Origin of the sequence: Mesorhizobium shangrilense, from assembly GCF_040537815.1 — a bacterium.
Taxonomy (GTDB): domain Bacteria; phylum Pseudomonadota; class Alphaproteobacteria; order Rhizobiales; family Rhizobiaceae; genus Mesorhizobium; species Mesorhizobium shangrilense.
Genome location: NZ_JBEWSZ010000011.1, coordinates 68,647 through 90,055, shown reverse-complemented (window position 1 = coordinate 90,055; position 21,409 = coordinate 68,647). Strand labels below are relative to the sequence as shown.

Here is a 21,409-nt window from a genome sequence, read left to right as displayed (position 1 = left end):
TTGTTCGAGCATGATCTTTTCCGAAAGCCGGATTCTACTTTCGGGATCATGCTCTAGTTTCCTGAGTGTTTCCGCACCGCCACTATCCCGTCGATCACTTCTAGCCTGCCCGAGCGGTTGAGCGTGTGGATTTTCGGGTAGGGCCAGTCGCCATCGGTGTCGATCAGGCGAGGCGCCGAAAGCCGTACCGTCCGCTGGTCGAGTTCGAACAGTTCGGACAGGCCGAGCCCGCCGCCATAGCCTAGCGTTCCGTCCTGGACCGGGAGGACGAGGCGGCCCTTCTTGTCGCGAGCGAAGGCACCGCCCGGACGCGCCAGGCGATGGTCGATCAGGATCGGGTTCATCGGATGCGCTTTCCACGGACCGGCGAGTGCTGGAGCTGAGAAAACGACAAGCATGTCGGAGGTGCTCCCATAGCCGTCGCGATCGGTGGCGAACAGCCAGAGCAGCCCGTCATGTTCGAGCAGCGTTGCATCGGAAATCTCGCCTTCGACCAATACGGTTTCGGCAACCCAGCGGTTCGGGAAATCCTCGGCGCGGTAGAGGGTGAGCCTGCCGCTGCCGCTGGCCTCCGGAAGCATCCAGATCACGCCATCGCGCTCGAATACCTGCGGGTAGGAGAGGTGGTGCGGCTCCTCCAGCACGACGCGCGGCTGCCCGGGGACGCCGCCAGCGTCAAACGCGACAACGGAAATCACGGCCTTGCCGGTCGCATGAGGATAATCCTCGACGAAGAGGAAGGACCGGCCCTGCCACTGGAACGGAAAGGGATCCGCGTAGAAATGGTCGCTGGGGTCGGGCAGAACCGACCAGCCGCTTCCGAGCCTGCCGGTTTCCGCCACGCCTGGCGCATCGGTGAAGCGGTAGCCGACGCGCCAATGCGCATGGCGGAAGCGCGCGCGCCGGATGACCTCCTGGCCGAGGCGTGGCAGTGCCGAGCCCAGATAGGCGGAGGCGAACCGCGTCGTGGCGGCTTCGCCGCGAGCCGGGGCGTCAGGCATCCGTTCGCCCCTGGAGAGCCGGCCTTCGGCAAACGCCCTGGCGACCGAGACCACGAGGGTGATGGCGCGGGCGAGCACGTCCTCGGTGCCGAGTGCCGCGGATTCGCGCTTGTCCACCATCGGCCGTGCGCGGCCGACGACCGTCTTGCCGTCGAGGACGGCCTCGATCACAGGCAATCTTCCGGCGGCCACGGCTGTCGCCGCCGCGAGATCGGAGCGGGATCCATCGAACAGAAGGCCGACGGTCGGCACCTCCGACGTGGCCGCATTGCCGGCAAGGTCCAGCCTCAGCGCGGCGGGGCGGCTGGCGGACCGTGCCTGGATCTCGCGCAGCGGGGCTCCCAGATTGGGATGGCGCCGCCGGAAGAGGCGCTGTTCGAACGCAAAGGCGGCATTGGCGGCAATTGGCCAGCGTTCCGACCCGGGCTGATGCAATACGGCCACATCGTGACCATCCGCACGAAGCCGTTCTATGGCGACGCCTTGCCACTGGCGAGGGTTGGATCGTGGGACAATGACGTCGATCGGCAGCATGTCGTTCCCGTTCGCGGTGGTATTGTTGCTCGCGTTCCAGGCACTTGAAAAGAAATGACTTGGCTGAAAAAACTTACCTTGGGGTTACACTCGAGGTCCATTCGAGCATTTCTGGGGGAAACTTTTACCAGGGCCGTCCCGAACCGGCGCTCGCCGGCTCAATTCACAACAGGACTGCTACCCACGGCCAGCGTCCTGCATACACCAAGATTACAACAATCCTTGCGATTCATCTTGACGTGGACCGCAAGACATCGTCGATAGATCAGGCCCCCAATCCGGCCGGTTTCGGATCACATGTTTGAAGTCACTGTCGAAGATTCGTTCGATTTCCGATCGAAGGAATATGTTGAGCTCTTCGCCAATTCGGCGGCGACCGCATTCCAGCACCCCATATGGCTGACGCAGCTGTACGAAAGGCTCGTACGGCAAGGCGGTGCCACGCCGCTGATCATCGTCGTGCGCGACGGCCCAGGCGGAAAGCTTGCGATGGTCCTGCCCCTGGTCAGGCGCCGATACACACTGCTTAAGGTCGTTGAGTTCGCCGACATGCGCGTTTCCGACTATGTGTCACCGGTGACCGACGCGGAGACCTTGTCCGATATCCTGGCGGACAGAAGCGCGATCGCCGCCATCCGCGGGCATCTGAAACCCTATGATCTGCTGCGCATCGGCAAGCTGGCCGATGATTCACTGCCGCTCGAGCGCCTGTTCGACATCGACAAGCGCGAGAGTATGGGCATGAGCGCCTATTCAGGCACGCTGGAGCCGACATTCGCCGCCTGGCGGGAACATCAGCTCGACCAGTCCTACCGCAAGGAGCTCGACAAGAAGACCCGGCAACTCGGCCGGATGGGAAGCGCGCGGTTTGAGTGCGCGGGCAGCGCCGCCGATATCCGCACGACCTTCGACGCGCTCAAGGTCTATCGCGGCAAGCGCTTCGACGGCAGCGACGGGCCCGCCGACCTGCTGCAGTCATCTGCCTATTTCGACTTCTATCTGACTGTCGCCAACGAAGGATGCGGCGGTTTCGCCCGCACCTATACGTTCTGGATGGACGACCGGCCGATCGCCGGCGCGCTCGGCCTCGAACATAGGGGCTCGCTTCTCGTCATTCTCGGCGGTTTCGACGAAGCCGGCTACCGGAAGCAGTCGATCGGCAGCCTGATGTTCGAGCAGATCGCGCGCGACTGCATCGAGCGCGGCGACCATTCGCTGGATTTCACCATCGGTGACGAACCCTATAAGCGCATCTTCGGCGGACGGCCTTCGCCCATGTGGCAGATTTTTCGGGCCGGCAGCCCGCTCGGCTATGCCGCGCACATGACGGTGGAGAAACTGCCGGCGGCCAAGGCGCTGGCGCGGCGCGTGCTCGGCTCGCATGGAAAGAAGGCCAAGCCCGGTCGCGAGGCGGCGTCGCCGGCGCCTACCGATGAGGCGGCCGGGTCCTGAGAGACTGTTTGGAAACTCTACTCTGGCCGCCATCTGATGGCGTTTTCTGCGCTTCCGGTGTTCACGGACCGAAATGTCCGTTGCGCTCCGGTTCCCGAAACCACCACCATATGGCTGCCAGAGCAAATTTCGAAACAGTCTCTGAGGCCGACAGAACCTGAAATCGAAACAAGCTGAAGTGCGCCGCGTCTGGATGGCGTCGTTGCGCGATCAGGTCGCCGGTTCGGCGGCCGGTCTCTTCAACCCGCGCAGCCTGGCGGCGAAAGTCGGGCTTATGGCGTTGATGCCATGCAAAATGCGGCGGCGGCTGAAGTGAAGCTGCCGGCGCGCGCGCCAGCGCAGGTCGTTCTGGATGGTCAGGCTGCGGCGGAATTGCGCCAGATGCAGCCCGTGTGCATCCATCGCCTGCTTTACCGGGTCTGCGTAGAAGGTCGCGATCTTCGCTGATGCCATGCCAGGCGAGGCCATCCATTGCGGCACGTGCACCGTGCACAGTTGCTCGACATCGGTGAGCAACCGGCTGACGCCCGTTCCAGCGGCCGGGCAGGATGTCTGATAGGCGTCGCCGATCAGGACGACGCCGTCCCGCACGCAATTCTGCGCCACCGTGATGTCGGTCAGCCAGCTTTCGACCTTGTCGATGACTTCGAAATCGCCGAATGTCTTGACGAGGCCGGGCAGTGTGTCGATGAGCGTTTCCCTCGGATGCTCGCGAAGCGCCTTCACCCATGGGTCGTTGTGCTCGCGGAACACGAAGAGATTGGCGCGGGTGACGTCGGCGGCAGGGAAGAAGTTCAGGTAGTCGATGCCATCGGTGACGCGCTGGCCGTAATAGGTGAGGGCAGGGTGCCTGAAGGCGCTTGCTCCCACCGGGCGGAGATTGAAGCCGAAGGTCAGCGACTGCCGCTGGTGGACGAACCTGCGCCCGATGCCGAGGTCGCGCTTCAAGATGTCGCCCATGCCGGTGGCGAGCACCAGCAGTCGTGCCGTCACGTCGCCCTGTCCGAGGATCGACACGCGCTGGCGATCAGCGCCCGCCTCCAGTCCGTTCACCCGACCGGCGATGAAGCGCACGGTTTCAGGCAGTTCGGCGCGCATGGCGTTGACCAGGTCTTCGTAGAAAATGCCGTAATGGCGCGCCTGCGTGCGGTCCAGGATACGCCCGTTGCGGATGTTGACGATCTCGTCGAATGCGACGGCGGATGCGGAAAGCCTGTCCAGGAGGCCGATGCGGCGCAGTTTTTCGATCTGGTCACCGGCGATCTTCTCGACGCGGAATTCGTGTGGAAAGACCGGGTAGCGGTCGATCAGCGTAACGCGATAGCCGGAGCGTCCGAGCACGGTCGCTGCGATCGTGCCGGAAAGCCCTCCGCCGACGATGGCGATCTCGGTGTCTATACCCGCGGGCAGCGAACGGGGGATCATCTGGAATACCTCAATATGGCGTAGATCGCCTGGGGGCTGGTGGTGAAATAGCGCCAGAAAAGCCGGCGCGGCTCCATCGCCATGCGCCATAGCCATTCGAAGCCGGCCTTCTGAACCCAGAGCGGCGCGCGCGGAACCTTGCCGGCAAGGTGGTCGAAAAGCCCGCCCGACGTCTTGATGACCCCGACATTCGAGAGCCGCGAGCCGAAGTCGCGGACAAAGATCTGCTCCCTGGGAACGCCAAGGCCCAACCACAATATGTCCGGTGCGAGCGCGTTGATTTCGTCGAGCTTCTCTTCGAGTGCTTCGCCGGAAAGATAGCCGTGGCAATGGCCGGCGATGCGCAGGCGGGGGTATCTGGCCCTGATCCCCGCGACAGCCTTGTTGTTTTCGGCCTCGGTCGCCCCCAGCAGGTAGAAGGTGGCGCCCTCCTGTTCGGCGAGCCCGGCGACATCGTGGAAAAGGTCGGTGGTGGCCACCCGTTCCGGGAGATGCACGCGGCACAGCAGGCGTGAGGCGAAAACAAGCGGCTGACCGTCGGCGAAGATCTGGTCGGCGGTACGGAACAGCGCGGAGATTTCCGCATTGGCGCGCGCCTGGGCAATGACATCGCCATTGGCGGAGGTGAAATAGTAGGGACGGCTGCCGGCGAGGTGCCCCCGTGCCGCCGCCATCATCAGGAGGGCAGCGCTTTGCCGGTCGATCACCGTGATCGGCAGCCCGCCAAGCGTGACGGTTGGCAAAGCGGGAAGGCTCTCCTCGAAGGGAACCGCGTCTTGCTGTGTGCCCGTCATGCTTGTGCGCCCGGCCGAAGCCTGACGATGTGGGCGGGGATAATGGAAGGTCTCATGAGCCGCAGACTTCACGCGTTGCCTCAATGGATCCGGCCCGCTGGTGGGGGCCTCATCCTTTTGAGAATCTTGTAGAGGTACGCGCATTGAAGAATTGCCCTATTTCCAAGTACCCTAAGTAAAAATCCTGGAAAGTTAAGCGGAATGTTAATATTTAGTTAATGTAGAAACCTTGCTTAAAAATGTAACGGATGTGGCGGATTTTACGTTTAAACAATTGAAAAGGCTGCAGAAAACAGCACCTCCTGGCATGCCGTGGCCGACGCCCGTTGCTCTTGGATATCAACATTGCATCGTTGATCTAGCCGCGAGTTGGGTTGGGAAAATTGTACGAGGCTCTCGGCTCGACAGCGCACCGCAGATATTTGCGACCAATTCTTGCTCTGTCAGCAAGCATCCGCATGCATACCTCCAGTTGTCGAAACAAAGCAGGCAGGTTGAACTGTGGTATGCCGTCGGGCCGGAACATTTCGAAAAGCCGAGGAAAGTCAAATCCTTCCCGATCCTTCGGCATCAGTTGGCCGTTCCCTCCACGGCCTGGTGCGCGACCAGGTCCCGGCGACACGTGAGAAAGGCCGCGTCGGATGGGTTGGACGCGAGCTCAATCGCACGATTATAGGCGGCACGGGCTGCATCGGTCTGGCCCGAGCGGGACAGCAGTTCGGCATGCGCCGCATGAAAGGGCTGATAGGTTGCAAGCACGGGACCGAGCGAACCCAGCACGCACAAGGCAGCCTCCAGCGCGCCGGCTTCCGCCAGCGCCACCGCGCGGTTCAACCGCACCACGGGGGTCGGTTCCATCCGCAACAGGCTGTCGTAGAGCAGGACGATCTGCATCCAGTCGGGCGGTTCCGACTGGGCATGCAAGGCGGCAATCGCCGCCTTGACCTGAAACGGCCCAGCGGCGCGGCGCGCCACCGCGACATCGAGCAGTCCCAATCCTTCGGCAATCCGGGCGCCATACCGGAGCTCTCGGTCCTGCAAGGCGATGGGAACGCTGGTCCCGCCGGCATCCAGCCGCGCCGCGCGGCGCGCTTCGGTGATCAGCATCAGCGCCAGCAGCCCTTCGATTTCGGCATGGCCGGGACTGAGATCATTCAACATGCGGGCAAGATAGATGGCTTCTTCGCTCAGCCGCCGTGCCCGATGCTCGTCTGGGCCGGAATAGCCCTGGTTGAAGATGAGATAGACAACCGTCAGCACGGATTGCAGCCGTTCAGACCAGGCCTCCGGTTGGGGTACGACATAGGGGATGCCTGCGGCGAGTATCCTTGTGCGCGCCCGCGACAGGCGCTGGCCCATCGTGGTTTCGTTGTCGAGGAAAGCGCAAGCAATTTCGGCCGTGCTCAGCCCGCCCAAGGTGCGCAGGGTCAGCGCGACCCGGGTCTTTGGTTCCAGCGCCGGGTGGCAGCAGGTGAAGATCAGACGCAGGCGCTCGTCGGGTATTTCCTCGGTGGTGGTCTCCGCCGCTTCCGCGACAGAGAGCAGAGCGATCTCGGCGGCCTTGCTGTTTTCACGGGCCGATTTGCGCAAGCGGTCGATCGCCTTGCGCATCGCGGCCTTCAGCAGCCAGCCCAGGGGCGAGGCGGGCAGGCCCGCCCGGCCCCAATGCACCACCGCCGAGGCCAGCGCGTCCTGCAGCGCATCCTCGGCCAGCTGAAAATTCTTCAGCCGGGCGATCAGTGCCGACAGAAGCCGCCCCCGATCCGTCCGCACCAGCGCCTCGATGGCGCGAGAAACAGATCCATGGTCGGGGACGGCTGCCGGCATCAGGAGTTGTGTTTCATCACCGGCCGCACCTCGATCGTCCCATAGGGCGCCGACGGGATCATGGCGGCGAAGCGCAAGGCGGCGTCGAGGTCGGGAACATCGAAGATGTAGAACCCGCCAAGGCGTTCCTTGGTCTCGGCGAAGGGACCGTCCATGGTCTCCACCTTGCCGTTGCGAATCTTCAGGCTGGTGGCCGTCTCGACACCCGTCAGTTCTTCGCCCGCCACATGGGCGCCCGCCGCCCTCAAGGCCTTGTCGAAGGCGAAGTAGTCTTTCATCATGGCCTCGAATTCAGGCGAGCCATAGGCGGGCTCGAGCGAAGGGTCGCTGTAGATCAGCGCCATATACTGCATGTCAGTCTCCTGTGTTGAGCAGTTTTCGGGGGGTGTCAGGTGCGAAGGGGTGCCGCGACAGCAAGCGCCACGAGCAGCGCGCCGGCGGCATGGAGCCAAAGCGGCCCAGCGTCATGACCCTCGGCCAAGGGGAGCACATGTGGGATCGCGTAAAGAGAGGTAATGGGAAAATTCATCAAGTCGGCCCCACGGTTTGATATCGATAGCCCAAGAACGCCGGCCGATCCGCGATTTCGACATCCCATAAAAATATCTCCAAAAAAAACGCGCGAATGTCCCGGGAAGATGGAAGGCGACCGTCAAATCTCGCTCGTGCGGCGCGACCGCCGGTGTCGCATGGATCTGCGTCCGACATGGCTTCCTCCAGGCCGCGCCCGGCGCAATTTGCGTGTGCATGCCGCAAGGTGACGGCCTGGGTTGATTTCTTTTTCAATCATGCGCCGGTTTTCGGAATTTCATTTCTGTCTAAGTCTATAATATTAGTGGACTTTAATTCTCGGCCCCTCGATCAGGGCTGGCAATCGAGGCTGTGCCCTCTGTTCAAAGGATTAGGATCCCATGCGAAAACTGATTTCCGCTGCCCTTGTCGGGCTTGCCCTGGCGGCCACATCCGCTGTGGCACATGCCGACGAGAAGAAAGTCGTCATCGCCTACCAGACCGGCGCCAACCCTTATAATCTCGGCATCGCCAATGGCGATCTTGCCAAGAAGACCGGCTGGAACATCGAATTCCGCCGCTTCAATTCCGGTGCCGACATCTTCGCGGCAATCGCATCCGGCGATGTCCAGATCGGCGATGTCGGATCGAGCCCGTTCGCCGCGGCCGTCAGCAAGGGCATCGACGTGAAGGCGTTCTACATCTCCTCGGTCTCGCGTGACGGCGAGGCCCTGGTGGTGCGGCCCGATATCAAGTCGCCGGCCGATTTGCGCGGCAAGAAGCTTGCAGCGGCGCCCGTCTCGACCGACCATTACCAGCTTCTCGCCGTGCTCAAGCAGGAAGGTATTTCCGAGAAGGAAACCCAGGTCATCGCCATTCCGCAACCCGAGATCGTCGCGGCCTGGAAGCGCGGCGACATCGATGGCGCCTTCGTCTGGGATCCGGCACTCTCCGAGCTCAAGAAGAACGGCAAGGTCCTGCTCACCGCCGGCCAGGTCGCCGATCGCGGCGCGCCGACCTTCAGCGCGCTGGTTGTGACCGGCAAATTCGCCAAGGCCAATCCCGACTTCCTCGGCCAGTATGTCCGGCTGATCGACGGCTACACCACGTCCTATCTGAGCAACCCGGCAGGCTGGGGGCCGGAGTCCGAGAACGCCAAGGCGATCGCGAAATTGCAGGGCGGCACGGCGGCCGAGAATTCGGAGCAGCTGAAGACGACGGTCGTTCCGCCGCTTGACGAGCAGGCGTCCGACAAATGGCTGGGCGGCGGCGACAAGAGCGCCGTTGCGAAAATCCTCAAGGATACGGCGGGCTTCCTGAAGGACCAGAAGAAGATCACCACCATCAAGGACAGCTACGCCTCAGCCGCCGATCCGCAATATGCGGATGCCGCCAAGGCCTCGAACTGAAATCCCTGAAAGAAACTCGGCTGGCTGGGGAAAACCCAGCCAGCCCGGAGGCCACCATGCTTCGAATCCGCGACGCCAGCGTCACCTTTCCAGCCTCGGACGGCCAGGAGGTGCACGCGCTCGATCACGTCTCGCTCGACATCGCTCCAGACTCCATCGTCGTCGCGGTCGGTGCTTCCGGATGCGGCAAGTCGACATTGCTCAACGCGATCGCCGGCTTCCTGCCGCTCAGCGAAGGCTCGATCACGCTGGACGGAAAAGAGATCGTCGCGCCAGGCGGCGATCGTGGCGTGGTGTTCCAGAAGGACACCTTGCTGCCCTGGGCCAGCGTTCTGGACAATGTTGCGCTCGGCCTGAAATACCGGGGCGTGTCGCGTGGCGAACGCCACGAGCAATCAAGGCGCCTGCTGGAACTGGTGGGGCTCGCCGATTTCGCCGAAAAGCCGCCCTACGAACTGTCCGGCGGCATGCGCCAGCGCGTCGGCATCGCGCGGGCGCTGGCCACCGATCCGAAGATCCTCCTGATGGACGAGCCGTTTGGCGCGCTCGACAGCCTGACGCGCGAGACCATGCAGCAGCTTCTGGCCTCGGTCTGGGCCAAGACCGGCAAGCAGATCCTGTTCATCACCCATTCGATCGAGGAAGCCCTCACGCTCGGCACGACCATCGTTGTGATGTCGCCCCGGCCAGGCCGTATCGTTGCCCGGTTCGAAGCCGATTTCGTGCGTGAGTTCGCGGAGAGTGGCGACATCGGGCCGATCCAGTCGCATCCGCGTTTCATCGAACTCAGGCAGGAAATCCGCTCGCTCATCCACCAGCCGGAAGGCGCACGCACAGGAACCTTGCAATGACGCTTGCCGCCAATTCCCCAACTTCATTTTCGTCCTCGACGGCCAAGCGCGCGCCGTCCTCTCGACCCCGCCGGGCCGCATCGACAAGCACGCTCGGCATCAGCCTGGCCACGCTGGCTGCGCTGATCGCCTTGTGGTTCCTCGCCGCGCATTTCGAATGGGCGTCGCCGCTGTTCCTGCCGTCGCCGTCCGAGGTGCTGACCCAGTTCAGCGCCGTCTGGGCCGACGGCTATGCCAACGGCACGCTGCTCGACCACACTCTGGCCAGCCTTGGCCGCATCGCCGCGGCACTCGGCGTCGGCATTTTCCTTGGCATTCCGCTGGGCTTGCTGATGGGGCTCAACCGCTGGGTCAAGGGCATCTTCAGCGTGCCGATCGATCTCTACTGGGGCCTGCCGCCTTTGGCCTATTTGCCGCTGCTGATCATCTGGCTGGGCATCGGCGAGACCTCCAAGATCGTGCTCCTGTCGCTGTCGACCTTTGCCCCGATCTGCTTTGCCGCGCAGGCCGGGGTCCGCTCCGTACCGATTGAACGGATCAATGCCGCGCTGTCGCTTGGCGCCAGCCGCCTGCAACTGTTCACCAGCATCATCCTGCCGTCCGCACTGCCGGAAATCATGACCGGCCTGAAGATTGCCATTGGCGCCGGCTTGTCGACGCTGGTCGCGGCCGAACTGATCGCCGCCCAGTCGGGCCTTGGCTACATGATCATGTCGGCGGCCAATTTCCTCGCCACCGATGTCGTCTTCGTCGGCCTCATCGTTATCGCCATCCTGGCCTTCGCCTTCACCAGCGGCATGCGCTGGCTGGAGCACCGGCTCATCCCCTGGAAGGGCAAGCTCTGACGCTTGCCCCCGCATTCCGCATCGCTGAAGGAACAATTTGATGTCCAGCAAACCGCTCGATCTCTACTGGTACCTGCCGACGCATGGCGATGGACCCTATCTCGGCACCGACGAGCGGCACCGCCCGGCAACCTTCGGCTATCTCAAGGAGATCGCCCAGGCCGCCGACCGGCTTGGCTTCAAGGGCGTGCTCCTGCCCACCGGAACACGGTGCGAGGACGCCTGGATCGTGGCGGCTGGGTTGATCCCGCTCACCGAACGGCTGAAATTCCTTGTGGCGCTTCGGCCGGGCAGCGGAACGCCGGCGCTGTTTGCGCGTCATGCGGCCACGCTGGACCGCATTTCCAATGGCCGCGTCCTGCTCAATGTCGTCACGGGTGCGGATCCGGCCGACCTAGCGGGCGACGGCAACAAGCTCAGCCATGACGAGCGTTACGCGCAGACCGACGAGTTCCTGACGATCTGGCGGCGCATCCTTTCGGGCGAGCCGGCGGATTTCGAGGGCAAGTACCTGTCGGCCCACGGTACCGACATTTCCTTCCCGCCGGTTCAGCATCCGCATCCGCCGCTCTGGTTCGGAGGTTCTTCGGACGCCGGCATCGCAATCGCCGCCAAGCATGTCGACGCCTATCTGAGCTGGGGCGAACCGGTGGACCAGCTTGCCGAAAAGATCGATCGCGTCAGGAAGGCTGCTGCCGCGCAGGGCCGGACGATCCGCTTCGGCCTTCGCATCCACCTGATCGTGCGCGAAACCGAGGAGGCGGCCTGGGCCGCCGCCGATCGGCTGATCAGCCACGTCACCGACGACCTGATCGCCGAAGCCCAGAACGGTTTTGTCCACATCTCCGAATCCGTCGGGCAGAAGCGCATGTCGGCGCTTCACCAGGGCCGACGCGATAAGCTGGTCATCGGTCCCAATTTGTGGGCGGGACCGGGGCTGGTGCGTGGCGGCGCGGGAACGGCGCTGGTCGGCAATCCCGACAATGTCGCCGCGCGCATTCGCGAGTATCAGGAGATCGGCATCGAGACGATCATCGCGTCCGGCTACCCGCATCTGGAAGAGGCGTTCAACGTTGCCGAACTGCTGTTCCCCAAACTTGGGCTGAAGGGTGAGGGCGCACCAGCGGAGCGCAGCTGGGACGTCGAGTTCGGACGCGGCGTACGCCCCAAGGCCGCCGCGGCGAGCGCCAGCTGACCGCCGCAACGGCTCTAACGCGATCCGCTTCGATCACCCCGGATTGCGGCCGGTGGTCCTTCCGGTCCGGGAGAACGAGGTGCGCAGGCGATAGCGGTCGCCGGCGTAGCGGATGGTCGAGGACAGCAGCGGGCGGCCAGCGGCATCGACGATGAGCTGGCGCATGACCAGCGTGGATTTGCCAACGTCGATGTCGAGATGGCCTGCCAGCACGGGATCGGCGCCGTGGGCCTCGATGGTTGTCTCGGCGCGGGCGAGGTCGACGCCGGCATTGATCAGCAGGCCGAACAGCGACGCCGTCTTGAAGTCGACGCTGCCGAGGTCGGGAACCAAGGCGGCGGCGAAGAACGAGGTGTCGACGGCGACCGGAACCTGGTCGAGGCGCCGGATTCTCTCCAGATGAAACAGGGTCGCGCCGGGCGCGATGGAAAGCTCCTCGGCCTCGTCCAGCGAGGCCGGCGCTTCCTCGGCGCGCAGCACGTCGGAGGAGGGCGTAAGACCCAGGCGCCGCGCGGTCTCGCTGAAGGATTCCAGCGTGTTGGGAAATTCCTTCGGCACCTTGGCCGAGACATACCAGCCGCGCCCATGGGAAGGCGTCAGCACGCCTTCCTCGACCAGGCTTTGCAGGGCCCGGCGCAAGGTGACCCTGCTGATCGACATGCGCGTGAACAGGTCGCGCTCGGGCGGCAGACGCGCGCCCGACGCCAGCTTGCCGGTGGCGATCTCCTGCAGGATCGCATCGGCGGCCAGCCGCCACAGCGGCTCCGGTCCGTCCGACTGTAGCGGGGAGCCTTCCATCTCAGTCACCCATCCGCCCCTATCTTTTCCCACACGCCCGTTCGCATCGAACGGTAGCAGGCGTCAATTATCCGGTTGACGATGACGCCATCCTCGAACGTCTCCGACGGCACCGTCCCCGCCGCGAAGTGGTCGCAGAAGTGGCGCATCTGCTGCGAAAAGCCGTATGCCCGGGTTTCCTCTGGAACGGGATACACCCAACCGGTCTCGGCGTCCGCCTTCTCCACCAGATAACCCACCGGTTTCTCGACGAACCCCCAGACCGGACCGACCGAAGTGTCGGTGACGATGCGGCCGGCGGAGCCGACCAGTTCGTGGCGAAGCTGCATGCCGCCCTTTTCGATCCAGGACGATTCGATGGTGGCGAGCTGGCCGCCGGCGAATTTCAACAGCGCGATCGCCGTGTCCTCTCCCGTGGTCTTGTCGCCATGCACCATTGTGGCACCCCAGGCCATCACCTCGGTCACCGGATTGTCCTTGCCAAAGAAGTGACGGGCGCTTTCCACGGTGTGGCAGCCCATGTCGAGCAGCGCGCCGCCGCCGGCAAGCTCGGCGTTCCAGAAGTGCGGCGCGTGCGGCCCCGAATGGGCCTCGCGGGCCCGCATCGTCAGGAGGTCGCCGATGCCGCCCGCCTTCACCATCTGATAGGCCTTTTCGATGTTGGGCGAAAAAACCGCGCTCTCGGCATAGCCGTGCCAGACGCCGGCGCGCCGAACGATCTCGAGGATCTCCCGCGCTTCCCTTTCCGTGCGCGCCAGCGGCTTGGTGCAGATCACGGCCTTGCCGTGGCTGGCGGCGATCCTGACCGCTTCGAGATGGATCTCGTTAGGCAGGGCGATGACCACAAGATTGACCGCCGGATCGGCGCAGAGCGCATCCATGTCCTTGTGAGCGCTGACCTTGGGCCCCCATTTCCTGGCGAAGGCGGTGGCGCGCTCGAAGCCGCGCGAATAGCAGGCCACGAGCTCGGCGTTGCGCACGTCGAGCAGCGAGTCCGCGTAGGTCTCGGCGATGAAGCCCGAGCCCAGAATTCCAACTCCAATCATAAAATCCTCCCCAAAATTTGATCCGGTATCTTGGCGATCCGGCGGTGTTCGAACCGAAAGGCGCCTATCGCTGTGGAAAAGACAACACAATACCACTTGTCACAAGATGTATCAGTATGTATGGTCCGGGGCAACAGTGCAAAATCGTGAATCCACACGAAGCACCGTGTTGAGGGAGGAGCCCAAAATGCGTTCGATACGTGCATCGATCCCGCTGGCAATGACTGTCAGCGTGATGTTTTCCAGTGGCGTCGGCATTGCCTATGCCGACCCTGTCACCATCACCTTGAACAGCTGGCGCACCGAGGACATCGCGGTCTGGCAGGACACGATCCTGCCGGCCTTCGAAGCCAAGCATCCCGACATCAAGGTCGAGTTCGCGCCGATCAACACCAATGAATACAACGCCGCCATCCAGTCGCAGGTCGAGGGCGGCGCCGGTGGCGACCTGATCACCTGCCGGCCGTTCGACGTGAACCGCGAATGGATCAAACGCGGCTATTTCGAATCTCTTGAAGGGTTGCCGGGCCTGGCGAATTTCGACAAGACCTCCAGGGCTGCGTGGAGCGGCGCCGACGACAAGACTTACTGCCTGCCGGTCGCCGCCGTGCTGGCCGGCTTCTACTACAATGCCGATATCTTTAAGGAACTGGGGCTGAAGGTGCCGACCACCAGCGCCGAGTTCATCGATGTCTTGAAGGCAATCAAGAAGGACGGCCGCTACACGCCGCTGGCCTACGGAGCGGCCGAATCCTGGCAGCTCGCCTATAACGGTCTCTACAGCATCGGCCCGGCCTACTGGAAAGGCGAGGAGGGCCGGCTTGGCCTGATCGACGGCAAGAAGAAGCTGACCGATCCCGAGTTCGTCGATGCCATCGCCGCCTTCGCGGCCTGGAAGCCGTTCCTGCCTGCCGGGCAGGAGAGCCTGAACTATGCCGACATGACGCAGCTGTTCACACTGGGCAAGGCGGCGATCCTTCCCGACGGCTCGTGGGACATCAACCAGGCGACCTCGACCGGCCTCAATGTCGGCGTGTTCGGGCCGCCGGTGCCGAAGGCCGGCGACCAGCGTTACCTGCAGGAAATGCCGGACATGGGCATCGGCATCAATGCCAAGAGCACGCACAAGGAAGCGGCCAAAACCTTCCTCGACTGGGTTGCCGGGCCTGAATTCCAGGAACTCTACGTCAATGCCGCGCCTGGCTTCTTTGCCATGGGCAACAAGCCGGTCGCCTACAAGAACAAGCTGGCGCAGGATTTCGCCGATCTGAAGAAGGGCGCACAGCTCACGCCACGCCTGGCGCTTGATCGCCTGAGCGCCGGCACGCCGCCGCTCGACGACGAGACCTGGCGCCTGCTGCAGGTGATGTACACCAAGCTGGACGTCACGCCGCAGCAGGTCGCCACCGAGCTGCAGACCGGGCTTGCATCCTGGTACGGACCGCAAAAGAAGTAATCCAGGGCAGGTTACGCGCGGCAACCGGCCGCGCGTAATCTCTCGGGCACGCCGCGCATCCCCGCCGGCGTGAACATGAGGTCATCCGTTGATATCTCCCGCTGCCGCCTACAGAAACCTGCTGCTGTTCGTGCTGCCGGCCCTGGCCGTCTACCTGGTCTTTGCCGTGCTGCCGCTGGCGACCTCGATCGTCATGAGCTTCTTCCAGACCAATGGCGCCTCGGGTGACACCTTCGTCGGCCTCGCCAATTACGAACGTCTTTTCACCCACCCGACCATCAGCGCCCGCTTCTGGAATGCGTTGCTCAACAACATGCAGTATTTCGCCATCCATCTCATTGTCGAAGTCCCGATGGGGCTGCTGCTGGCGGCGCTGCTGACCTCGGGCAAGCTTGCGCGCTCGGAAGGCATCTACCGCACGCTCCTGTTCATTCCGGCGACGCTGTCGGTGGTGATCGTCGGCTTCGTCTGGCGCCTGATCATCAATCCGCTGTGGGGGCTGGTCGGCTTTCCGCTGCTGGGCACCGAATCGACCGCGCTCACCACCATCTCGCTGATGTCGGTGTGGCAGTATTTCGGGATACCGATGGTCTTTCTCTACAGCGCCCTGCTGGCGGTGCCCAACGAGCTTGTCGAGGCCGCAAATATCGACGGCGCCGGCGGCTGGACGACCTTCTGGAAGATCAAGTTTCCGCTGATCGCGCCGCAATTCGGGCTGATCGCCATCCTCACCTATATCTGGACATTCAACGGCTTCGACCTGGTGTTCGCGCTGAACGGTTCGGCGCCCGGGCCGAATTACAGCACGGACATCCTCGGCACCTATTTCTACCGCACCTTCTTCGGCTCGAGCGGGCAGCTTGCCGATCTCGATCTCGGCGCGGCGGTGGCGACGGTGATCTTCACCACCGTGCTGGTGGTGACAGCCGTCTACTTCTGGCTGGTGCAGCGCCGCCTGAAATCCTACTCGGTCTAGGAGAGCTGACATGAGCGCCCCAGACCTCGCCATGCCACGTGCGCGCCGCCAGGGCAGCGAACCCTGGACCTTCGAGCGCATCATCGTGCATGCGCTGCTGATCCTGTTCGTCCTGCTTGCCATCGGGCCGGTGCTGATCGTCATCATCAATTCGCTGAAGACGACGCCGGCGATTTTTGGTGGGCCGTTCGACCTTCCGACGGCCAAAACCTTCAGCCTCGAAGGCTACAAGCGGGTCTTCACGCGCGGCAATTTCATTGTCAACTACCGCAACAGTCTGGTCGTCACCGTGACCACGATCGTGTTGACGATCGTGGTGTCGACGCTCGCCGCTTTCGCGCTGGTCGAATACCGCGTGCGCATCACCTCGCTCATCGGCGGGCTGTTCGTGCTCGGCATCATGCTGCCGATCCGGCTGGGCACCATTCCCATCATCCAGATGATGATGGCGTGGAAGCTGATGGACACGCTGGTAGCGCTCATCCTCGTCTACACCGCCATGAGCATCCCGATCGCGGTGACGCTGATGGTCACCTATTTCCGCACCGTGCCCACTGACCTCAAGGAAGCGGCCCGCATGGATGGTGCGAGTGAGTTGCGCACCTTCTGGATCGTGCTGCCGCTGGTCAGGCCCGGTCTCGCCGCTGTGGCCGCGCTGACCATGCTGCCGGTGTGGAACGACCTCTGGTTCCCGCTGATCCTGGCGCCAAGCAAGCAGAACCAGACGGTGACGCTCGGCGTGCAGCAATTCGTCGGGCAGTTCATGAACGACTATCCGGCACTTCTGGCAGCGCTGACACTCGGCGCGGTGCCGCTGGTGGTGCTGTTCACCCTGTTCTCGCGGCAGTTCATCAGCGGCCTGAGCAAGGGCTACAGCAAATAGACCGGCGCCACCTGACGCGACAGATTTTCAAACACCGACACTTTCGAACTGATGGAACATTGACATGCAGATAGGCAATTACATCCGCCGGCAGCCGTCGACCCTTGCGTCGCTCCCCGCCGCCATCGGCGCGGACATCAACAGTTTCGCTTGCCTCAGCCAAAAGCCCGAGCGGATCGTGCTGCTCGGCACCGGGTCGTCGATGAACGCGCTGCTGGCCGGCGCCGAGGCGCTGGAGGAAGGGACCGGCGCGTCGGTGATCGCCAAGGAGCCGGAGGCCTTCCTGCGCCTGCCGCCAAAACAAACCGGCCAGCGCACGCTGGTTCTCGCCGCCTCGCAGTCGGGCATGAGCATCACCACCATCGAGGCTGTGCGCCTGTCGGTCGCCAGCGGCTTTCCGACGCTTGTCATCACCGGTGAGGCCGACAGCCTGATCACCGAAACGGGCGCCGAGATCATCGTTATGCCGATCGGTCCCGAAACCGTTGGCCCCAAGACCATGGGCTACACCGCCACCGTCATCTCAGTGCTGGCGGTTGCCGCCAGGCTTGCCGACAAGACGTGCGATCTGTCGGGGTTGGTCGGCCAGCTGGAGCGGACGGCCGAAACCGGCCTGGCCGCCGCCAAGGACCTGATCACCCGCTTCGGCGTTCCCGACTACATATTGGTTGCCGGGCAGGCGACGCATCTCGGCACCGCGCTCGAGGCATCGCTGAAGATCGCCGAGATCAGCGGCGTGCCGACCGCCGCCTTCGATACGGAGGAGGCGCTGCATGGCCATGTCTACGGCACCACCGACAAGAGCCTGGTGATCGCCATCGCGCAGACCGAGACCGAGGCCAAGGTGGCCGCCAATCTGGGCGAGGCACTGGCCGAGCTCGGGCCGCGCGCGGTGGTCCTCAACCTTTCGGGACATCCGACCCGCTTCGACCTCGATGTCAGCTGGCCGCTGGCGCCGGAACAGCAATGGCTGGCCGGTTGCTGGGCGCCGATCCCGCTGCAATGGTATGGCTGCGAGCTGGCGATCGCGCGCGGCATCGATCCCGACAAGATGATCTATCCCAATCTCGGACGCCGGTTGAACGTGCGCATCCGCAAGGAGCCCTGATGACAGTCGCGATCGGAATCGACATTGGCGGCAGCCTGGTCAAGCTTGGCGCCGTCGACGGTTCGGGCAAGGTGCTGATGCGCGGCGCTGTCCCGGTGCACCGCGATATCGAGTTCGAGGATTTCGTCGGTCAGGTCACCAAAGCCACCGAAGAACTGACGCGGGCGTTTCCGGCGATCACCACGATCGGCATCGGCGTGCCCGGCACGCCAAATCCCGAGACAGGCATGCTCAATGGCCGCTGCCCGGCGATCCCCGCTCTGCTGAAGGGCTCGCTGTCAAAACTGTTCAGCGCCCATTTCGGCGTGCCCGCCATTGTTCGCAACGATGCGGTCTGCGCCACCCATGGCGAGATGCGGCATGGCGCCGGGCGTCCGTTTTCCCGCTTCGCACTGATCACGCTGGGCACCGGCATTGGCGGCGCGATGGTCATCGACCGCAAGGTCATCGACGGGCCGGACGGGCTGCCGCCGCAGCTAGGCTGCATCTCGCTCGACCCGGCCCGTACCGACATTGCCGACCCGGTGCCGGGCATGGTCGAGAACCTGGCCAGCGCCCGTGCGCTGGTCAACCGCTATCGCCAGCTCAAGCCTGACACCGATGCGGCGAATGCCAAGATGGTCTGCGATCTCGCCAAGGAGGGTGAGCCGATCGCGCTGCAGGTGGTCGACGAGGTGGCGCGCTGGCTGGGCCAGATGATCGGCATCATGTCCAACATGCTCAATATCGAAGCGGCGATCATCGGCGGCGGCCTGTCGCTGGCCGGGCCGTTCTTCACCGATCGCATTGCCCGCAATGTCAGGGATTTCGTGCTGCTGAAGCCCGGCCGCCCGCCGGCCATCGTGACGGTGGAGCATGGCAATGATGCCGGCGTGATTGGCGCCGCGGCACTGGCGCTCGACATGTTCGCGCCGGGAAGGGAATAGCACCATGGCCGATGTGGAACTGCGCAAGATCTCGAAGAGCTATCAGAACCTCAAGGTGGTGCACGATATCGACCTCGAGATCGCCGAGGGCGAGTTCGTCGTCCTCGTCGGACCGTCCGGGTGCGGCAAGTCGACGACGCTGCGCATGGTGGCGGGACTGGACAGGCCGAGCGGCGGCGAGATCCTTATCGGCGGCCGGCTGGTCAACGACGTCCAGGCCAGGGACCGCGATATCGCCATGGTCTTCCAGAGCTACGCGCTCTATCCGCAGATGACGGTGGCTGAGAATATGGCTTTCGGCCTGCGCATCCGCAAAGTGCCTGCCGCCGAGGTGACGCAGCGCATCGCGCGTGTCGCTGAAATGCTCGACCTCAGCGAACTCCTGCAGCGCAAGCCGCACCAGCTGTCCGGCGGCCAGCGCCAGCGCGTCGCCATGGGCCGCGCCATGGTGCGCCAGCCAAAGGTGTTCCTGTTCGACGAGCCGCTTTCCAACCTCGACGCCAAGCTGCGGGGCAAGATGCGCGCCGAGATCAAGAAGCTGCACCAGATGGTCGCCACGACGACCGTCTACGTCACCCATGACCAGGTCGAGGCGATGACGCTGGCCGATCGCGTGGTGGTGATGAACAAGGGGCGCATCGAACAGATCGGGCCGCCCAACGATCTCTATCACGAGCCGGCGAGCCGGTTTGTCGCAGGCTTCATCGGCAGCCCCGGCATGAACTTCTTCAAGTGCCGCCTGGAAGCGCGTGGCGACCGGCTCGCGGTCGTGCTGGCGGATGGTACCGAACTTGCCGTTCCTGCCGCCCGCACCGCACGCTATGCCGGCCATGCCGGGCGCGAGCTGGAGTTCGGCATGCGTCCCGAGCACATCACCGAGCGGCGCGAGCGCCCCGATGTCGTCGACGTCAAGGCTGGGGTCGAGGTGGTCGAGCCGATGGGCATGGAGACGTTGCTGCATGTTGTTATCGCCGGCGGCGAGGCAACGGCGCGGATCGATCCCGCATCGACGCCGAAACCCGGCGAAATGGCGACGCTGTCGTTCGGCATGGCCCATATGCACCTGCTCGATCCCCGGAGCGGCAAGGTTCTCTGAGGTTCCGGACAGGGCAGTGACGAGGCATTGACGCGGGTGCGGTGATCCGCCCGCGCATCGGGCGGGGTGCGGCCACAACCCTGAAACGATGTCACACGCCGAAGCGGTGATGGCGGGTCGATGCGCTCGCCAAGGCTTTTGTGCGCACAACGCAAAAACAATATATTATTTGTTGACAAATATAATTTTGAGGCGAATTTTTAGGTGCGGATCGAACGGCCGCGATGCCCCTTCGATACGCAAGGCCATCTCAACGCAGTCCAGGAATTTCGCCGGTCATGATCGACATCCAAAGCGTGTCAAAATCCTTCGTGACCAGGGATGCCGATCCCGTCCATGCGCTGAAGGATGTCAGCCTCGATATCTACGACAATGAGTTCTTCACCCTGCTCGGCCCGTCCGGTTGCGGCAAGACGACCTTGCTGCGCCTGATTGGCGGCTTCGAAGTGCCGAGCTCCGGCGCCATCCGCATTGCCGGCGCCGATGTCGCGGCCTTGCCGCCGCAGAAGCGGCCGGTCAACACCGTGTTCCAGAGCTATGCGCTGTTCCCGCATATGAGCGTGGCCGAGAATGTCGCGTTCGGGCTGGAGATGCAGCGCGCGCCGAAGTCGCTGGTGGACGAGCGCGTTGGCCAAGCGCTGGAGATGGTGCGGCTCGACGGCTTCGCCACGCGCCGCCCGGCGCAACTGTCGGGCGGCCAGCAGCAGCGCGTCGCGCTGGCGCGTGCCCTCGCTCCGAAACCCAGCGTGCTGCTGCTCGACGAGCCGCTGTCGGCGCTCGACCTCAAACTGCGCAAGGGCATGCAGAGCGAGTTGAAGCGGCTGCAGCGCGAAACCGGCATCACCTTCGTGCTCGTCACCCACGACCAGGAGGAGGCGCTGGCCATGTCCGACCGGATCGCGGTGATGCGCAATGGCCACGTGCTGCAGGTCGGTACGCCCCGGGACATCTACGACAATCCGCAGGACCGCTTCGTCGCCGACTTCATCGGCGAGTCCAACCTCTTGCCCGGTGCCGCCCTTGGCCGCGATCCGGCGAAGACCATCGTCGTGCGCCCCGAACACATCGTCGTGTCGCCGGCATCGGATGGCGCTAGCGGCCACGCCAGGGGCGCGGTCTCGGCCATCACCTTCCTCGGCTCCGACACGCTCTATGAAGTTGTCCTCGACGAGGGGGCAAGGCTGCATTCGCGCTCTCGCGGGGGGGTGGTGCTCTCGACCGGCGACATGGTCGTCGTCGACTGGGCGCGCGACGTCGAACGCGAACTGGCGAACTGA

The 21,409-nt window shown here is 63.8% G+C and carries 19 protein-coding genes; 12 read left to right on the top strand and 7 right to left on the bottom strand.

The features are described from left to right. Positions 1-53 precede the first annotated feature (53 nt). The gene (locus ABVQ20_RS37565) at positions 54-1,535 is read right to left on the bottom strand and encodes a glucosamine inositolphosphorylceramide transferase family protein (RefSeq protein WP_354464862.1); all 1,482 of its coding nucleotides are present in this window, start codon (positions 1,533-1,535) and stop codon (positions 54-56) included. A gap of 297 nt (positions 1,536-1,832) precedes the next feature. On the opposite strand from ABVQ20_RS37565, the gene ABVQ20_RS37560 reads away from it, so the two are divergent. Next, positions 1,833-2,987 (top strand): GNAT family N-acetyltransferase, encoded by a 1,155-nt coding sequence (locus ABVQ20_RS37560; protein ID WP_354464861.1) that lies wholly within the window; start codon positions 1,833-1,835, stop codon positions 2,985-2,987. Between the two features lie 210 nt (positions 2,988-3,197). On the opposite strand, the gene ABVQ20_RS37555 is transcribed toward ABVQ20_RS37560, so the two are convergent. The 4 genes from ABVQ20_RS37555 to ABVQ20_RS37540 all read right to left on the bottom strand — a co-directional run bounded on the left by ABVQ20_RS37555 (position 3,198) and on the right by ABVQ20_RS37540 (position 7,386). After that, positions 3,198-4,412 carry an FAD-dependent oxidoreductase gene (locus tag ABVQ20_RS37555; protein WP_354464860.1) on the bottom strand — a complete coding sequence of 405 codons (1,215 nt, stop codon included), beginning with the start codon at positions 4,410-4,412 and terminating at the stop codon, positions 3,198-3,200. After that, the gene (locus ABVQ20_RS37550) at positions 4,409-5,206 is read right to left on the bottom strand and encodes a WecB/TagA/CpsF family glycosyltransferase (RefSeq protein WP_354464859.1); all 798 of its coding nucleotides are present in this window, start codon (positions 5,204-5,206) and stop codon (positions 4,409-4,411) included. Before ABVQ20_RS37550 ends, ABVQ20_RS37555 begins: the two co-directional genes overlap by 4 nt. Before the next feature lie 570 nt (positions 5,207-5,776). Next, positions 5,777-7,033 (bottom strand): RNA polymerase sigma factor, encoded by a 1,257-nt coding sequence (locus ABVQ20_RS37545; RefSeq protein WP_354464858.1) that lies wholly within the window; start codon positions 7,031-7,033, stop codon positions 5,777-5,779. Beyond that, the gene (locus tag ABVQ20_RS37540; protein ID WP_354464857.1) at positions 7,033-7,386 is read right to left on the bottom strand and encodes a YciI family protein; all 354 of its coding nucleotides are present in this window, start codon (positions 7,384-7,386) and stop codon (positions 7,033-7,035) included. Before ABVQ20_RS37540 ends, ABVQ20_RS37545 begins: the two co-directional genes overlap by 1 nt. A gap of 558 nt (positions 7,387-7,944) precedes the next feature. Here ABVQ20_RS37540 and tauA point away from each other — a divergent pair. From tauA to ssuD, 4 genes are read left to right on the top strand one after another with little or no spacing between them, the layout of a single operon-like run. Then, positions 7,945-8,952 carry a taurine ABC transporter substrate-binding protein gene (gene tauA, locus ABVQ20_RS37535; RefSeq protein WP_354464856.1) on the top strand — a complete coding sequence of 336 codons (1,008 nt, stop codon included), beginning with the start codon at positions 7,945-7,947 and terminating at the stop codon, positions 8,950-8,952. A gap of 56 nt (positions 8,953-9,008) precedes the next feature. Beyond that, complete coding sequence (locus tag ABVQ20_RS37530) at positions 9,009-9,803, top strand: taurine ABC transporter ATP-binding protein (RefSeq protein ID WP_354464855.1); 795 nt, start codon at positions 9,009-9,011, stop codon at positions 9,801-9,803. Continuing rightward, positions 9,800-10,648 (top strand): ABC transporter permease subunit, encoded by an 849-nt coding sequence (locus tag ABVQ20_RS37525; RefSeq protein WP_354464854.1) that lies wholly within the window; start codon positions 9,800-9,802, stop codon positions 10,646-10,648. Before ABVQ20_RS37530 ends, ABVQ20_RS37525 begins: the two co-directional genes overlap by 4 nt. A 40-nt stretch (positions 10,649-10,688) precedes the next feature. Next, positions 10,689-11,843 carry an FMNH2-dependent alkanesulfonate monooxygenase gene (gene ssuD / locus ABVQ20_RS37520; RefSeq protein WP_354464853.1) on the top strand — a complete coding sequence of 385 codons (1,155 nt, stop codon included), beginning with the start codon at positions 10,689-10,691 and terminating at the stop codon, positions 11,841-11,843. A gap of 33 nt (positions 11,844-11,876) precedes the next feature. On the opposite strand, the gene ABVQ20_RS37515 is transcribed toward ssuD, so the two are convergent. Together ABVQ20_RS37515 and ABVQ20_RS37510 are read right to left on the bottom strand one after the other, a co-directional pair. Next, positions 11,877-12,641 carry a GntR family transcriptional regulator gene (locus ABVQ20_RS37515; RefSeq protein WP_354464879.1) on the bottom strand — a complete coding sequence of 255 codons (765 nt, stop codon included), beginning with the start codon at positions 12,639-12,641 and terminating at the stop codon, positions 11,877-11,879. A 5-nt stretch (positions 12,642-12,646) separates the two neighbouring features. Then, on the bottom strand, positions 12,647-13,687 hold the full coding sequence (locus ABVQ20_RS37510) for a Gfo/Idh/MocA family protein (protein WP_354464852.1): 1,041 nt from the start codon (positions 13,685-13,687) through the stop codon (positions 12,647-12,649). A gap of 187 nt (positions 13,688-13,874) precedes the next feature. On the opposite strand from ABVQ20_RS37510, the gene ABVQ20_RS37505 reads away from it, so the two are divergent. The 7 genes from ABVQ20_RS37505 (at position 13,875) to ABVQ20_RS37475 (ending at position 21,409) form a co-directional block, all read left to right on the top strand. Continuing rightward, entirely contained in the window at positions 13,875-15,143 is a 1,269-nt protein-coding gene (locus tag ABVQ20_RS37505) for an ABC transporter substrate-binding protein (RefSeq protein WP_354464851.1), read from the top strand. Positions 15,144-15,231: 88 nt separating this feature from the next. After that, positions 15,232-16,119: a carbohydrate ABC transporter permease gene (locus ABVQ20_RS37500; protein WP_354464850.1), complete on the top strand. Its 888-nt coding sequence runs from the start codon at positions 15,232-15,234 to the stop codon at positions 16,117-16,119. Between the two features lie 31 nt (positions 16,120-16,150). After that, a complete protein-coding gene (locus ABVQ20_RS37495; protein ID WP_354464878.1) occupies positions 16,151-17,002 on the top strand; it encodes a carbohydrate ABC transporter permease in 852 nt (283 codons plus the stop codon). Positions 17,003-17,066: 64 nt separating this feature from the next. Further along, positions 17,067-18,110 carry an SIS domain-containing protein gene (locus tag ABVQ20_RS37490; RefSeq protein ID WP_354464849.1) on the top strand — a complete coding sequence of 348 codons (1,044 nt, stop codon included), beginning with the start codon at positions 17,067-17,069 and terminating at the stop codon, positions 18,108-18,110. Further along, entirely contained in the window at positions 18,110-19,036 is a 927-nt protein-coding gene (locus tag ABVQ20_RS37485) for an ROK family protein (RefSeq protein WP_354464848.1), read from the top strand. The genes ABVQ20_RS37490 and ABVQ20_RS37485 overlap by 1 nt, the downstream gene beginning before the upstream one ends. A gap of 4 nt (positions 19,037-19,040) precedes the next feature. Continuing rightward, entirely contained in the window at positions 19,041-20,132 is a 1,092-nt protein-coding gene (locus tag ABVQ20_RS37480; protein WP_354464847.1) for an ABC transporter ATP-binding protein, read from the top strand. Positions 20,133-20,410: 278 nt separating this feature from the next. Next, complete coding sequence (locus ABVQ20_RS37475) at positions 20,411-21,409, top strand: ABC transporter ATP-binding protein (protein WP_354464846.1); 999 nt, start codon at positions 20,411-20,413, stop codon at positions 21,407-21,409.

Coding starts and splice junctions, on each gene's coding strand:
- ssuD (WP_354464853.1), top strand. CDS start 10,689: ATGTCCAGCAAACCGCTCGATCTCTACTGGTACCTGCCGACGCATGGC.
- ABVQ20_RS37515 (WP_354464879.1), bottom strand. CDS start 12,641: ATGGAAGGCTCCCCGCTACAGTCGGACGGACCGGAGCCGCTGTGGCGG.
- ABVQ20_RS37550 (WP_354464859.1), bottom strand. CDS start 5,206: ATGACGGGCACACAGCAAGACGCGGTTCCCTTCGAGGAGAGCCTTCCC.
- tauA (WP_354464856.1), top strand. CDS start 7,945: ATGCGAAAACTGATTTCCGCTGCCCTTGTCGGGCTTGCCCTGGCGGCC.
- ABVQ20_RS37540 (WP_354464857.1), bottom strand. CDS start 7,386: ATGCAGTATATGGCGCTGATCTACAGCGACCCTTCGCTCGAGCCCGCC.
- ABVQ20_RS37490 (WP_354464849.1), top strand. CDS start 17,067: ATGCAGATAGGCAATTACATCCGCCGGCAGCCGTCGACCCTTGCGTCG.
- ABVQ20_RS37565 (WP_354464862.1), bottom strand. CDS start 1,535: ATGCTGCCGATCGACGTCATTGTCCCACGATCCAACCCTCGCCAGTGG.
- ABVQ20_RS37555 (WP_354464860.1), bottom strand. CDS start 4,412: ATGATCCCCCGTTCGCTGCCCGCGGGTATAGACACCGAGATCGCCATC.
- ABVQ20_RS37505 (WP_354464851.1), top strand. CDS start 13,875: ATGCGTTCGATACGTGCATCGATCCCGCTGGCAATGACTGTCAGCGTG.
- ABVQ20_RS37525 (WP_354464854.1), top strand. CDS start 9,800: ATGACGCTTGCCGCCAATTCCCCAACTTCATTTTCGTCCTCGACGGCC.
- ABVQ20_RS37495 (WP_354464878.1), top strand. CDS start 16,151: ATGCCACGTGCGCGCCGCCAGGGCAGCGAACCCTGGACCTTCGAGCGC.
- ABVQ20_RS37480 (WP_354464847.1), top strand. CDS start 19,041: ATGGCCGATGTGGAACTGCGCAAGATCTCGAAGAGCTATCAGAACCTC.
- ABVQ20_RS37530 (WP_354464855.1), top strand. CDS start 9,009: ATGCTTCGAATCCGCGACGCCAGCGTCACCTTTCCAGCCTCGGACGGC.
- ABVQ20_RS37510 (WP_354464852.1), bottom strand. CDS start 13,687: ATGATTGGAGTTGGAATTCTGGGCTCGGGCTTCATCGCCGAGACCTAC.
- ABVQ20_RS37560 (WP_354464861.1), top strand. CDS start 1,833: ATGTTTGAAGTCACTGTCGAAGATTCGTTCGATTTCCGATCGAAGGAA.
- ABVQ20_RS37545 (WP_354464858.1), bottom strand. CDS start 7,033: ATGCCGGCAGCCGTCCCCGACCATGGATCTGTTTCTCGCGCCATCGAG.
- ABVQ20_RS37475 (WP_354464846.1), top strand. CDS start 20,411: ATGATCGACATCCAAAGCGTGTCAAAATCCTTCGTGACCAGGGATGCC.
- ABVQ20_RS37485 (WP_354464848.1), top strand. CDS start 18,110: ATGACAGTCGCGATCGGAATCGACATTGGCGGCAGCCTGGTCAAGCTT.